This window comes from Roseateles saccharophilus, assembly GCF_004342485.1.
Classification (GTDB): domain Bacteria; phylum Pseudomonadota; class Gammaproteobacteria; order Burkholderiales; family Burkholderiaceae_C; genus Pelomonas; species Pelomonas saccharophila.
The window spans coordinates 1-13,536 of the sequence record NZ_SMBU01000038.1 but is presented as its reverse complement, the minus strand read 5'-3'; the positions used below and the strand labels follow the sequence as shown (position 1 = coordinate 13,536).

Below are 13,536 nucleotides of genomic sequence, written 5' to 3'. Positions count from 1 at the left end.
TTCCCGCTCCCGTCATGGGCGCGGGTGTTTGCGTTTTCCTGCGGAAGTTTCTCCCATGCGTTCCTTTGCCCTGGCGCCGCTCGCGGCCGCCTGCCTCTCCGTTCTTGCCGCCGGCGTCCACGCCGAAGATGCGTCGGCCGATGCCCCGGCCGCCCCCGCCGCGGATGCCGCCACCCCAAGCCTGCAACGCGTCGAAGTCACCGGCACGCGCCAGCGCCTGGATGCGGCGCGCAATGCGTTGTCGCCGGACACCGGCAGCAGCATCTACCGCCTGGACAAGCAGGACCTGAAGAACCTGCCGCTGGGCGAAAGCACGCCGCTGAACCAGGTGCTGCTCCAGACACCTGGCGTCGTGCAGGACTCCTACGGCCAGCTGCATGTGCGCGGCGACCATGCCAACGTGCAGTACCGCATCAACGGCGTCATCATCCCGGAGTCCATCAGCGGCTTCGGCCAGGCGCTGGAGACGCGCTTCGCGGACCATCTCAACGTGCTGACCGGCGCCCTGCCGGCGCAGTACGGCATCCGCAATGCGGCCGTGGTGGACATCCAGAGCAAGGGCGACACGCCGGGCAGCGGCGGCAGCATCGGCCTGACGGTGGGCAGCCGTGGCCACGCGGAGACGTCGCTGGAGATGAGCGGCACGCAGGGCCAGCTGAACTATTTCCTGACCGGCTCGCTGCTGCGCAACGACATCGGCATCGAGAACCCGACCAGCGAGCGCAACGCGCTGCACGACACGACGCGGCAGGCCAAGTCTTTCGGCCTGCTGTCCTATGTGCTGGGCGACGACAGCCGCGTCAGCCTGATGTTCGGCACCAGCAACGACCGCTTCCAGATCCCGAACGTCCCGGGGCAGTCGCCCGGCTTCACGACCGACGGCCATCAGCCGGTCGACTCTGCCACGCTGGACGCGCGTCAGACCGAGCGCAACCGCTTCGTCGTGGCGACCTACCAGGGCGCGCTGGGCAGCATGGTGGACTACCAGCTCTCCGTCTTCAACCGCGTGACCGACGTGCACTACCGGCCGGACGCCATCGGCGACCTGCGGTTCAACGGCATCGCCGCAGACATCCTGCGCCGCAACGACGCCAACGGCGCGCAGGCCGACCTGAGCTACAAGCTCAACCTGGCCCACACGCTGCGGGCCGGCCTGTTCGCGCAGCAGGAGAAGGTCAGCACGGTCAACGGCGCCGCGGTGTTCCCGGCCGATGCAGCCGGCAACCAGACCAGCGGCTTGCCGCTCTTCATCCAGGACGACTCGCGCATCACCGGCCACCTGTGGAGCGCCTATCTGCAGGACGAGTGGCGGCCCGCCAAGCTGCTGACGATCAACTATGGCCTGCGCTACGACCAGGTGCACACCATCGTGGACGAGCAGCAGTTCAGCCCGCGCCTGGGCCTGGTCTACGAGGCGTCGCAGACGCTGCGCCTGCATGCCGGCTATGCGCGCTACTTCACGCCGCCGACGACGGAGAAGATCGACACCACCTCGGTGGCCAAGTTCGTCGGAACGACGAATGCGCTGCCGTCCGACGCCGACACCGCGGTGCGCTCCGAGCGCTCGGACTACTTCGACGCCGGCCTGTCCTTCCAGGCCTCGCCGACGCTGACCTTCGGCATCGACGGCTACTACCGCAAGGTCCAGCACCTGCAGGACGAAGGCCAGTTCGGCAAGGCGCTGATCTACTCTGCCTTCAACTTCGAGCAGGGCCGTATCTACGGGCTGGACCTGTCGGCCACCTACAAGGGCGATGCGCTGAACGGCTATGTCAACCTGGGGCTGTCGCATGCGCGTGCCAGGGGCATCGAGAGCGGCCAGTTCAATTTCGACCAGGCCGAGCTGGACTACATCGCCAGCCACTGGGTGCACCTGGACCACGAGCAGCGCGTCAGCGGCTCGGCGGGGCTGTCCTACCGCTTCGCAGGCGGCTTGGCCGCCAGCGCCGACCTGCTGTTCGGCAGCGGCCTGCGCCGGGGCTTTTCCAACACCGAGCACCTGCCGGGCTATGCCAGCGTCAATGCGTCCCTGGCCAGGACCTTCGACTTGGGGCGCGGGCTCGGCAAGTTCGACACCCGCCTGGCGGTCATGAACCTGTTCGACCGTGCCTACCAGCTGCGCGACGGCTCGGGCATCGGCGTCGGTGCGCCGCAGTTCGGCCTGCGCCGCTCGGTCTACCTGACGGTCAGCAAGCCCTTCTGACCGCGCGGCCGGGGCGCCGGGTATAACTCTGGTGCCCCGGCGCTCGCTCCTCGGGCGACATGCACGCCAACGGTGCTCCGCGCACCAGAAGCTGCTGCCGAACCTGGGCGCGGAACTTGCGTCGTCGGGCAGGCATGAGGAGCGACGATGCAGACCGCCTTTGACGAGATGAATGCGGCAGGGTCGAACCAGACCCGCGCCCACTACGAGTCCTATGCCCGCTGGCTGGCCGACCAGCCCGAATCGCTGATGCGCGAGCGGCGCGAGCAGGCCGAGCTGATCTTCCGCCGCGTCGGCATCACCTTCGCGGTCTATGGCGACAAGGACAGCGGCGAGGGCACCGAGAGGCTGATCCCCTTCGACCTGATCCCGCGCGTGATCCCGGCCAACGAGTGGACCTCGATGCAGGCCGGCCTGGCCCAGCGCGTGACGGCGCTGAACCGCTTCATCCACGACGTCTACCACGACCAGGAGATCCTGAAGGCCGGCATCGTGCCCGCCGACGAGATCCTGAAGAACGCGCAGTTCCGCCCCGAGATGATGGGCGTGGACGTGCCGGGCAATGTCTACAGCCACATCGCCGGCGTCGACATCGTGCGCGCCGGCAATGCCGACGGCACGGGCGACTACTACGTGCTGGAGGACAACCTGCGCGTGCCCTCGGGCGTGAGCTACATGCTCGAGAACCGCAAGATGATGATGCGGCTCTTCCCCGAGCTCTTCGTCAGCCATCGCATCGCGCCGGTGGCCCACTACCCGGACCTGCTGCTGGACACGCTGCGCAGCGTGGCGCCGCCGGGCGTGGCCGACCCGACCGTCGTCGTCATGACGCCGGGCATGTACAACTCGGCCTACTTCGAGCATGCCTTCCTCGCGCAGCAGATGGGCGTGGAGCTGGTCGAGGGCCAGGACCTGTTCGTCGACGGCGGCTTCGTCTACATGCGCACGACGCGCGGGCCCAAGCGCGTCGACGTCATCTACCGGCGCATCGACGACGACTTCCTCGACCCCCAGGTTTTCCGCGCCGATTCGCAGCTGGGTTGCGCGGGGCTGGTCGGCGCCTACAAGGCCGGCAAGGTGACGCTGTCCAACGCCATCGGCACGGGCATCGCGGACGACAAGTCCATCTACCCCTATGTGCCCAAGATGGTCGAGTTCTACCTCGGCGAGAAACCCATCCTGCAGAACGTGCCGACCTATGTCTGCCGCGAGAAGGAGGATCTGGCCTACACGCTGGCGCATCTGAGCGAGCTGGTCGTGAAGGAGGTGCATGGCGCCGGCGGCTACGGCATGCTGGTCGGGCCGGCCGCGACCAAGGACGAGGTCGAGGCCTTCCGCGCGCGGCTCGTGGCCAACCCCGGCAACTACATCGCGCAGCCGACGCTGTCGCTGTCCACCTGCCCGACCTTCGTCGAGAGCGGCATCGCGCCCCGTCACATTGATCTGCGACCCTTCGTGCTGTCGGGCTCGTCGGTGCGCATGGTGCCGGGCGGGCTCACCCGCGTCGCATTGAAGGAGGGTTCCTTGGTGGTGAACAGCAGCCAGGGTGGTGGGACCAAGGACACCTGGGTGCTGGAAGACTGAGGGAGACCACGAGATGCTTTCAAGAACCGCTGACCACCTCTTCTGGCTCAGTCGCTACATCGAACGTGCGGAGAACACCGCGCGCATGCTGGACATCGCCTATCAGACCTCGCTGCAGCCGCAGTCGGCCGACGAGTCCGAGCAGACCTGGCGCAGCCTGGTCTCCATCTCCGAGCTGAACGGCCTCTACGGCGCCAAGTACTCGACGATCAACGGCCGCAACGTCATGGAGTTCATGGTGGCCGACGAGAGCAATCTCTCGTCCATCTACAACTGCCTGCGCGCCGCGCGCGAGAACGCGCGTGCCGTGCGCGGCGCGCTGACGACCGAGGTCTGGGAGACGATGAACCAGACCTGGCTGGAGTTCCGCCGCCTGCTGCGCGAAGGCGCGCTGGCGCGCGACCCTTCCCAGCTGTTCGAGTGGGTGAAATACCGCAGCCATCTGTCGCGCGGCGTGACGGTGGGCACGATGCTGCAGGACGAGGCCTTCCACTTCATCCGCATCGGCTCCTTCCTGGAGCGGGCCGACAACACGGCGCGGCTGCTGGACGTGAAGTTCTATCGCCAGGAGCAGGCCCAGTCCGAACACGACGCTGCACGGGACTTCTACTACTGGTCGGCCGTGCTGCGTTCGGTGTCGGGCTTCGAGATCTACCGCAAGGTCTACAGCAACGTCATCCAGCCCGACAAGGTGGCCGAGCTGCTGATCCTGCGGCCCGACATGCCGCGCTCGCTGTCGCACTGCATCACGCGCATGCTGGCCAACCTGCAGCGCGTGGCCAACCCGCAGTCGGCCGAGACGCTGCGGCGCGTGGGGCGGCTGGAGGCCGAGCTGTCATTCGGCCGCATCGACGAGATCCTGGCGGAGGGGCTGCATCCCTTCCTGGATGGTTTCCTGGCGGAAGTGGCGGACCTGGGTTCGAGGATCAGCCGGGACTTCCTTGTTCCCTCGACCTGAGCCAAGGGCCAAGCATGAGCATCCACGTCGCCCTCAAGCACGTCACCCGCTACAAATACGACCGCCCGGTCGCCCTCGGCCCCCAGGTCGTGCGCCTGCGCCCCGCGCCGCACTGCCGCACGCCCATCCTCGGCTACTCGCTGCGCATCGAGCCAGCCAACCACTTCGTCAACTGGCAGCAGGACCCGTTCGCGAACTACCTGGCGCGGCTGGTGTTCCCGGAGAGGACGACCGAGTTCACCGTCACGGTGGACCTGGTCGCCGAGATGGCGGTCTACAACCCCTTCGACTTCTTCCTCGAGCCGCACGCGCAACGCTTCCCGTTCGCCTACGACGAGGCTCAGCAGATCGAGCTGGCGCCCTATCTGCAGGCACAGGCCGCCACGCCGCTGCTGGCTGCCTACCTGAAGGACATCCCGCGCACCGAGCGCCCGACCATCGACTTCCTGGTCGAGCTGAACCAGCGCGTGCAGCAGAGCGTCTCCTATCTGATCCGCCTGGAACCCGGTGTGCAGACGCCCGAGGAGACGCTGCAGAAGGCCTCGGGCTCCTGCCGCGACTCGGGCTGGCTGTTGGTCGAGCTGCTGCGCCACCTGGGCCTGGCGGCGCGCTTCGTGTCGGGCTATCTGATCCAGCTGACGCCCGACGAGAAGGCGCTGGACGGCCCCAGCGGCACCGAGGTCGACTTCACCGATCTGCATGCCTGGTGCGAGGTCTACCTGCCCGGCGCCGGCTGGATCGGCCTGGACCCGACCTCGGGCCTGCTCGCCGGCGAAGGCCATGTCCCGCTGGCCGCCACGCCCACGCCCGGCAGCGCCGCGCCCATCAGCGGCGGTGTCGACAAGAGCGAGGTCGAGTTCGGCCACGAAATGAGCGTCACGCGCATCTACGAGTCGCCGCGCGTGACCAAGCCCTACTCCGAGGCGCAATGGGCCGAGGTGCTGAAGTTGGGCGAGCAGGTGGACCGCGAGCTGGCCGCCGGCGACGTGCGACTGACGATGGGCGGCGAGCCCACCTTCGTGTCCATCGACGACCGCGACGCGGCCGAGTGGAACACCGATGCCCTCGGCCCCACCAAGCGGCTCTACGCGCAGCAGCTCACGCACCGGCTGCGCGACGAATACGGCCAGGGCGGCTTCCTGCACTTCGGCCAGGGCAAGTGGTATCCGGGCGAGCAGCTGCCGCGCTGGGCCCTGTCCATCTACTGGCGCGCCGACGGCCAGCCCTGCTGGCGCAACCCCGACTGGTTCGCCGACGAGCGCGAGGGCCACGCCTACACCAGCGCACATGCCAGGACCTTCATGGCCGCGCTGACGCGCCGCCTGGGCCTGGCCGACATCCATGTGCAGCCAGGCTATGAGGACACCTTCTACTACCTGTGGCGCGAGCGCCGCCTGCCGGTCAATGTCGATCCCTTCGATTCACGGCTGGACGACGAGATGGAACGCGCGCGCCTGCGCCGGGTGTTCGAGCAGGGCCTGTCCCACGTCGTCGGCTATGTGCTGCCGCTGCGCCGCGACGAGGAGGCACCACCGCTCGGTGGCCAGCGCTGGCAGACGGGGCCCTGGTTCCTGCGCGACGAGCGCCTCTACCTGCACCCCGGTGACTCACCGATGGGTTGGCGCCTGCCTCTCGATGCCCTGCCCTGGGTCAGCAAGGGCGACTACCCCTATCTGATCGAGCAGGACCCGTTCGCGCCGCGTGGCATGCTGCCCGCGCCGGCCACGCTGCGGGCGCAGGCGCTGGGCGTCACGTCCGGCGGGCCGACGCCGGGGCTGCGGCGCGGCGGCGGCGCGGCTGCGGGCGAGGGCGCCGGGCCGGCCCGCTTCCAGAGCGCCGGCGGCATCACGCGCACCGCGCTGTGTGTCGAGGCCCGCGACCCGCGCCGTGCCAACGGCCCCGCGGCCGAGGCCAAGGGCCAGGCCAGCGGCGTGCTCTATGTCTTCATGCCGCCGCTGGAGAAGGTCGAGCACTATCTCGAGCTGCTGGCGGCGGTGGAGGCCGCCTGCGAGGACACCGGCTTCCATGTCGTGCTGGAGGGCTACCCGCCGCCGCGCGACCCGCGCCTGAAGCTGCTGCAGGTCACGCCCGACCCCGGCGTCATCGAGGTCAACATCCATCCGGCCCACAACTGGGGCGAGCTGGTGGCGCACACCGAGTTCCTCTACGAGGCCGCGCGCCTGTCGCGCCTGTCCAGCGAGAAGTTCATGATCGACGGCCGCCACGGCGGCACCGGCGGCGGCAACCACTTCGTGCTGGGCGGCGCCACGCCGGCGGATTCGCCCTTCCTGCGCCGGCCCGCGCTGCTGGCCTCGCTGCTGGCCTACTGGCACAACCACCCCAGCCTGAGCTATCTGTTCAGCGGCCTCTTCATCGGCCCCACCAGCCAGGCGCCGCGCGTGGACGAGGCCCGCAACGACCAGCTGCGCGAGCTGGAGATCGCGCTGGCCGAGATCCACAAGCTCGCCGAAGAGCGCGGCGACAGCGTGCCGCCCTGGCTGATCGACCGCACGCTGCGCAATGTGCTGGTGGACGTGACCGGCAACACCCACCGCAGCGAGTTCTGCATCGACAAGCTCTACTCGCCGGACTCGGCCACCGGGCGGCTGGGCCTGCTGGAGCTGCGTGCCTTCGAGATGCCGCCGCATGCGCGCATGAGCATCGTGCAACAGCTGCTGCTGCGTGCGCTGGTGGCGCGCTTCTGGAACAAGCCCTACCGCGCGCCGCTGGTGCGCTGGGGCACCGAGCTGCACGACCGCTGGTTGCTGCCCCATTTCGTGCGCGAGGACTTCGCCGACGTCATGCTCGACATGGCCGAGGCCGGCTACGCGCTCGACGCCGCCTGGTTCGCGCCGCATTTCGAGTTCCGCTTCCCCAAGTACGGCGAGTTCGCCGCGCGCGGCGTGCACCTGACGCTGCGCGGCGCGCTGGAGCCCTGGCATGTGATGGGCGAGGAAGGCTCGGCCGGCGGCACGGTGCGCTATGTGGACGCGTCGCTGGAGCGGCTGGAGGTGCACGTCAGCGGCCTCGTCGACCCGCGCCACCGCATCACCGTCAACGGCCAGCCGCTGCCGCTTCAGCCCACCGGCCGCGTCGGCGAGTTCGTCTGCGGCGTGCGCTACCGCGCCTGGCTGCCGCCCTCGGCCCTGCACCCGACCATCCCCATCCATGCGCCGCTGACGCTGGACCTGGTCGACACCTGGCAGCAGAAGTCCCTGGGGGGCTGCCGCTACTTCGTTGCCCACCCGGGCGGGCGCAACTACGCGACGCTGCCGGTCAACGCCTACGAGGCCGAGAGCCGGCGCCTGGCGCGCTTCTCGGCCCACGGCCACACGCCCGGCAAGGTCGAGGTGGGCGAACCGCGGCGCAGCCTGGAGTTCCCGTTCACGCTGGATCTGCGCAAGGTGGGGTGATGTAGCACAATTGCGCTACTCATCTGCAGGAGTAGCGCCATGTCGACGACCACCATCCGCCTTGAGGACGACATGAAGGCCCGCGTCAGCGAGGCCGCGGCGCGGGCTGGCAAGACGTCTCACGCCTTCATTCGCGACGCCATCGCCGAGTCGGTCGAGCAGGCGGAGTTCGACGCCGAGATGGACCGCATCTGCGAGGAGCGCTGGGCGGAGTTTTTGAAGACGGGCGAGGCCATCCCCTTTGACGAGGTCAAGACCTATCTGGACGCCAAGGTGGCTGGCAAGCCCGCCGTGCGACCCAAGCCTCGCAAGATCCTCGAATGACCAGCATCGAATTCGAGCGCGGCGCGCTGCGGGATCTGGATCGCATCACCGACTTCCTGATGACGCACGATGCCGATCACGCGCTTGAGCGCAAGGATGAGTTGCTTGCCGGCATTCTTGTCTTGCGCCACGCCCCCGAAATCGGCCGCCGTGCCAGCACCGGCACGCGTGAATTGGTGATCGGCCGCGCGGCCCGTGGCTACGTCGTCCGCTATCGCTATCTTCAGCGCGCTGACCTCGCCGTGGTGGTGGCGATTCGTCACCAGCGCGAATCTCGTTAGAGCGAAGCGCGATGCACATCGAAATCCAAGCCGGCGTCCGCCTCTTCGTCGACATCGAGGGCCTGGGCCTGGGCCTGGTGCCCGATGGCCGCAGCCTGCGCGAGAAGCCGACGCTGGTCCTGATCCACGGTGGCCCCGGCTTCGACCACACGGGCTTCCGGCCTTTCTTCAGCCGCTTCGCCGACCTCTGCCAGATCGTCTACTTCGACCAGCGCGGTCACGGCCGCAGCAGCCCGCGGCCGCTGGGCGAGATGCGGCTGGACATGTTTGCCGACGACGTCGTGCGCCTGTGCGACGCACTCGGCATCGTCAAGCCCATCGTGCTCGGCCAGAGCTTCGGCGGCTTCGTCGCGCAGCGCTATCTGGCGCGGCATCCGGCGCATCCGGCCAAGGTCGTGCTGTCCAGCACCTCGCACCACTTCGGCCTGGCGCGCAAGATCGAGCGCTTCGGGCGCCTGGGTGGACCGGCGGCGGCACAGGCCACGCGCGACTTCTGGCAGCAGCCCGGACCGGCTACCTGGGCCGCCTACGAGACCCATTGCCGCGACCTCTACAACACCCGGCCCAGGAACCCCGACGCCGGCGGCTGGATGATCTTCAGGCCCGAGATCCTGTTCGAGCACACGCGCGGCGAACTGCCCGGCATGGACCTGCGGCCCGGCCTCGCGAATGTGCAATGCCCGGTGCTCGTAATGGCCGGCGAGGAAGACCCGGTCACGCCGCCCGAGGACGCCGAGGAGATCGTCGCGGCGCTGCCGCCGCAGTGGCGCGCGGGCTTGGAGTGCTTTGCCGGCGTCGGCCATGGCGCCTGGCGCGACGACCCGGCGGCGGCCGAGCGCGTGCTGCGGCGCTTCCTGGGCGGGTGATGGCGGAGCAAGGGGCGCGCGCGGGCGGCGCGGACATTGCTTGACAATGCCTTTCCACCCCAGACCCGCCCATGCCCGAGCTCAACCCCAGCCAGTGGAGCCTGCTCCCCGACGAGCCGGATGACGAGGCGCTCACGCCCGACCCGCTGGCCCTCGCGCTGTCGGCCGCGCTGCGCAGCCGGGATGGCCACTTCTACGAGCTGACCGGCCAGGTCAACCAGCCCGGCGAGCCTCAGGGGGGCCTCGCGGAGCGCTGGCGGCGCTTCTTCGCCGCGGGCGGCGCGGCCGGCTGGCAGGAGCTGTCGGCCAAGGCCCTGCGCGTGCAGCGCCGCGTGCTGGAGGACGGCGCCAGCTACAACGTGCACAGCGACGGCCCGCCGCTGCCGGGCGAGGAGGGCGAGTCCAGCGCGCCGCTGGCCCGCCACTGGCCGCTCGAGCTGCTGCCCATGCTGATCGAGCCCGGCGAGTGGCACCACATCGAGGCCGGCATCGCCCAGCGCGCCCGCCTGCTGAACGCGGTGATGGCCGACACCTACGGCGAGCGCCGCCTGCTGCAGCAGGGCCTGCTGCCGGCATCCCTGGTGCTGGCGCACCCGCAATACCTGCGCGCCATGCATGGCGCCGAGTCGAGCGGCGGCGTCCACCTGCATGTGCTGGCCTTCGACCTGACACGCTGCGCCGACGGCCACTGGTGGGTGGTGGGCCAGCGCACCCAGGCCGCCTCGGGCCTGGGCTATGTGCTGGAGAACCGGCTCATCATTGCCCAGCAGTTCCCCGAGGCCTTCCGCCAGATGGCCGTGCAGCGCCTGGCCGCGAGCTACCGCGACCTGATGCAGTCGCTGATCAAACTCTCGCCGGCCGGCGAGCGCAGCCGCGTCGCGCTGCTGACCCCGGGGCCGCGCAACGAGACCTATTTCGAGCAGGCCTTCCTGGCCCGCTACCTCGGCATCACGCTGGTCGAGGGCGCCGACCTGACGGTGCGCGCCGACAAGGTCTACCTGAAGACCCTGGCCGGCCTGGAGCGCGTGCACGTGCTGCTGCGCCGCGTCGACGACACCTGGCTGGACCCGCTGGAACTGCGCCCGGACTCCATCCTCGGCGTGCCGGGCCTGCTGCAGGCGGCGCGGGCCGGCGAGGTCGTCATCGCCAATGCGCCGGGCGCCGGCTGGCTGGAGAGCCCCGGCCTCACGGCCTTCTGGCCCGCCGTGGCCGAGAGCCTGCTCGGCGAGCAGCTCGGCCTGCCCGCCATCCAGAGCTGGTGGTGCGGCGAGGAGAGCGCCTGGGCTGCGCTGCGCCCGCGGCTGGCAGAGTTCATCGTCGTGCCGACCTTTGCCGCCAGCAGCACGACGCACAGTTTCAGCCCCATCGTCGCCGCCGAACTCGGCGACGAGGCGCTGAGCGAGCTGGCCGGGCGCATCGATGCCGACCCCACGGCCTATACGCTGCAGGCACGCGTGAAGCCGACCAAGCAGCCCGTCTGGGTGCGCAGCGCGCTGGAGCCGCGCGTGGCCGTGCTGCGCGTGTTCGCGCTGACCGACGGCAGCGGCGGCTGGAAGGTGTTGCCTGGCGGCCTGGCCCGCGTCGCACCGCGCCGCGACCCGCTGGCCGACGCCTGGCTGTCCATCCAACGCGGGTCCCTGAGCGCCGACACCTGGGTCATGACCGACGGCGAGGTCGACTCGACGACGCTGCTCGCCCAGCCGCTGCAGGCCGCCGACCTCGCGCAGGGCCACTGGACCGTGACCAGCCGCGCCGCAGAGAACCTGTTCTGGCTGGGCCGCTACACCGAGCGCGCCGAGAACAGCGCCCGGCTGGCCCGCCACGTCATCGAGGCCAGCGTCATGGTGCAGCGTGGCGCCATGCCGCCGCCCATGCTGCCGCTGCTGGACACGCTGGCGCGCCGCCACGGCCTCGTCGGCCCTAAGGCGCCACGGGCCGAGGACGACCCGCGCGGCTTCGAGCGCGCGCTACTGACGGCGCTGCTGCCCGGCTCCGGCGTCACCAGCGTCGGCTGGAACCTGCGCGCGCTGCAGTCCTGCGCCCAGGCGCTGCGCGAGCGCCTGTCGCCCGAGGCCTGGCGGCTCATCCACGAGACGGCGGCCCAGTTCGAGCAGCATCTGCGCGCCGTGCTGGACCGCGCCGGCACGACGCCGCTGACCGATGTGCTCAATGTGCTGGCCCGCGCCGACACCCACCTGGCCGCCATTACCGGCGCCCAGACCGACCGCATGACCCGCGACAACGGCTGGCGGCTGCTGTCCATAGGCCGCCAGATCGAGCGCCTGTCCTTCCACGCCGACGTGCTGGCCGAGACCTTCGCGCAGGGCCTGGCCCTGACCGAAGACGGTTTCGGGCTGTTGCTGGGCGTGTTCGACTCCACCATCACCTACCGCGCCCAGTTCCAGGCGCGGCGCGAGGCCGCGCCGCTGCTGCACCTGCTGGTGCACGACACCGACAACCCGCGCTCGCTCGGCTGGGTCGCGCGCACGATGCGCGAGCGCTTCGCCAAGCTGGCCCGCCACGACCCCGGCTGGGCCGCCGACATCGCCGCCGGCCTGCCGGTGCCCGAGGCCTGGCCGCTGGCCGAGCTGGCCGCCTCCGGCCCCGTGCTGGTCGAGCATCTGCAGCGCGCGGCGGCCCAGGCCGGCGAGCTGTCCAGCCTCATCAGCCAGCGCTATTTCGCCCACGTCATCGGCGCCGAGCAGAGGGTGTGGCAATGACGGTGAAGCTCGCGGTCCACCACGTCACCGAGTACACCTACGAGGCCTCGGTGGAGTGGGCCCATCACACCGCCTGCCTGGCGCCGCGCGACACGCCCTGGCAGCAGGTCGGCGGCTGGCAGCTCGGCATCAGCCCGCTGCCCGACGGCTGGGGCGTGGAGGGTCTGGAGCTGGACGCCGCCGAGCTGGCCCGCCACCTGCACCGCGACCCCTGGGGCAACCGCCACCTGAGCTTTGGCCATGCGCGCGTGCACGAGCGGTTGGTCGTCGACAGCCGCTTCGCCGCCGAACTGCAGGACCGCCCCGCGCCCGATCCGGCGCGCGGGCCGGGCTGGGAGTCGGTCGCGCGTGGCCTGCGCTACCGTGCCGGCCGCGCGCTGCAGGAGGCCGACGAGTTCGCGCTCGCCTCCACCTATGCCGCGCCCGACGAGAGCCTGGCCGCCTACGCGCGCCGCGCCTTCCCGCCCGGCTGCAGGCTGGCCGCCGGCGGGCTGGCACTGATGCAGCAGATCCATGCCGACCTGCGCTATCTGCCGCACAGCACGACGGTGGCGACGCGCGCGGCCGACGCGCTGGCCCAGCGCAGTGGCGTCTGCCAGGACTTCGCCCATGTCTTCATCGCCGCCTGTCGCTCGCTGGGACTGGCCGCACGCTATGTGTCGGGCTATCTGCTGACCCGCCCGACCGGGGGCCAGGCCAAGCTCGTCGGCGCCGATGCGTCGCACGCCTGGGCCGAGTTGTGGTGCCCCGAGCAGGGCTGGCTGGCCCTGGACCCGACCAACGCGGTGCCGGCGGGCCTGGACCATGTCACGCTGGCCTGGGGGCGGGACTATGCGGACGTGGCGCCGCTGCGCGGTGTGCTGCGTGGCGGGGGCGTGGCGACGCTGAGGGTGGCGGTGACGGTGGAGCCCGTTTGATCCAGGTTGCGCTTCTGCTAACGCGATGACTGTAGTATTACCCCCCCAAAAAATATTAGGGGGCAATGACCCTAGAACCGGCAGTTACCCCGTTGCTGGCAGCGCGTTGAGCGCTGGCGAGGGGGCGATGGACTGCGCGATGCGCTGGCAGATGTAGCGCACGAGCGTGGCCCATCGATCGACCCGCGGCAACTGCTCCGCAATTGCCTTCACATGCTGTAAGGCCGCGCGGATGTTGACGATCAGCGCCTTGATGGTCTGCAGCTTGCC

Annotated in this window: 10 protein-coding genes; 9 read left to right on the top strand and 1 reads right to left on the bottom strand. The window is 70.0% G+C overall.

Annotation, left to right across the window (positions count from 1 at the left end; genetic code table 11):
- The first annotated feature begins 55 nt into the window (after positions 1-55).
- The 9 genes from EV671_RS22050 to EV671_RS22010 all read left to right on the top strand — a co-directional run bounded on the left by EV671_RS22050 (position 56) and on the right by EV671_RS22010 (position 13,266).
- A complete protein-coding gene (locus EV671_RS22050; protein ID WP_132575862.1) occupies positions 56-2,203 on the top strand; it encodes a TonB-dependent receptor in 2,148 nt (715 codons plus the stop codon).
- A 147-nt stretch (positions 2,204-2,350) separates the two neighbouring features.
- Positions 2,351-3,787 carry a circularly permuted type 2 ATP-grasp protein gene (locus tag EV671_RS22045; protein ID WP_132575860.1) on the top strand — a complete coding sequence of 479 codons (1,437 nt, stop codon included), beginning with the start codon at positions 2,351-2,353 and terminating at the stop codon, positions 3,785-3,787.
- A gap of 13 nt (positions 3,788-3,800) precedes the next feature.
- Complete coding sequence (locus EV671_RS22040) at positions 3,801-4,745, top strand: alpha-E domain-containing protein (RefSeq protein WP_132575857.1); 945 nt, start codon at positions 3,801-3,803, stop codon at positions 4,743-4,745.
- 14 nt (positions 4,746-4,759) lie between these two features.
- A complete protein-coding gene (locus EV671_RS22035) occupies positions 4,760-8,158 on the top strand; it encodes a transglutaminase family protein (RefSeq protein WP_132575855.1) in 3,399 nt (1,132 codons plus the stop codon).
- A gap of 39 nt (positions 8,159-8,197) precedes the next feature.
- Positions 8,198-8,482 (top strand): DUF6290 family protein, encoded by a 285-nt coding sequence (locus EV671_RS22030; RefSeq protein ID WP_132575853.1) that lies wholly within the window; start codon positions 8,198-8,200, stop codon positions 8,480-8,482.
- Positions 8,479-8,763 carry a type II toxin-antitoxin system RelE/ParE family toxin gene (locus EV671_RS22025; protein WP_132575851.1) on the top strand — a complete coding sequence of 95 codons (285 nt, stop codon included), beginning with the start codon at positions 8,479-8,481 and terminating at the stop codon, positions 8,761-8,763. The genes EV671_RS22030 and EV671_RS22025 overlap by 4 nt, the downstream gene beginning before the upstream one ends.
- An 11-nt stretch (positions 8,764-8,774) precedes the next feature.
- Positions 8,775-9,629: an alpha/beta fold hydrolase gene (locus tag EV671_RS22020; protein WP_132575849.1), complete on the top strand. Its 855-nt coding sequence runs from the start codon at positions 8,775-8,777 to the stop codon at positions 9,627-9,629.
- 71 nt (positions 9,630-9,700) lie between these two features.
- Entirely contained in the window at positions 9,701-12,349 is a 2,649-nt protein-coding gene (locus EV671_RS22015; RefSeq protein WP_132575847.1) for a circularly permuted type 2 ATP-grasp protein, read from the top strand.
- Positions 12,346-13,266, top strand: a complete 921-nt coding sequence (locus tag EV671_RS22010) for a transglutaminase family protein (RefSeq protein WP_132575845.1) — start codon at positions 12,346-12,348, stop codon at positions 13,264-13,266. Before EV671_RS22015 ends, EV671_RS22010 begins: the two co-directional genes overlap by 4 nt.
- A gap of 84 nt (positions 13,267-13,350) precedes the next feature.
- Here EV671_RS22010 and EV671_RS26870 read toward each other — a convergent pair.
- A partial coding sequence (locus EV671_RS26870) for a hypothetical protein (RefSeq protein ID WP_165917680.1) occupies positions 13,351-13,536 on the bottom strand: 186 nt, incomplete at its 5' end.

Bases quoted from the DNA above. Each gene is read 5' to 3' on its own strand.
- EV671_RS22050 (WP_132575862.1), top strand. From the start codon at position 56: ATGCGTTCCTTTGCCCTGGCGCCGCTCGCGGCCGCCTGCCTCTCCGTT.
- EV671_RS22045 (WP_132575860.1), top strand. From the start codon at position 2,351: ATGCAGACCGCCTTTGACGAGATGAATGCGGCAGGGTCGAACCAGACC.
- EV671_RS22040 (WP_132575857.1), top strand. From the start codon at position 3,801: ATGCTTTCAAGAACCGCTGACCACCTCTTCTGGCTCAGTCGCTACATC.
- EV671_RS22035 (WP_132575855.1), top strand. From the start codon at position 4,760: ATGAGCATCCACGTCGCCCTCAAGCACGTCACCCGCTACAAATACGAC.
- EV671_RS22030 (WP_132575853.1), top strand. From the start codon at position 8,198: ATGTCGACGACCACCATCCGCCTTGAGGACGACATGAAGGCCCGCGTC.
- EV671_RS22025 (WP_132575851.1), top strand. From the start codon at position 8,479: ATGACCAGCATCGAATTCGAGCGCGGCGCGCTGCGGGATCTGGATCGC.
- EV671_RS22020 (WP_132575849.1), top strand. From the start codon at position 8,775: ATGCACATCGAAATCCAAGCCGGCGTCCGCCTCTTCGTCGACATCGAG.
- EV671_RS22015 (WP_132575847.1), top strand. From the start codon at position 9,701: ATGCCCGAGCTCAACCCCAGCCAGTGGAGCCTGCTCCCCGACGAGCCG.
- EV671_RS22010 (WP_132575845.1), top strand. From the start codon at position 12,346: ATGACGGTGAAGCTCGCGGTCCACCACGTCACCGAGTACACCTACGAG.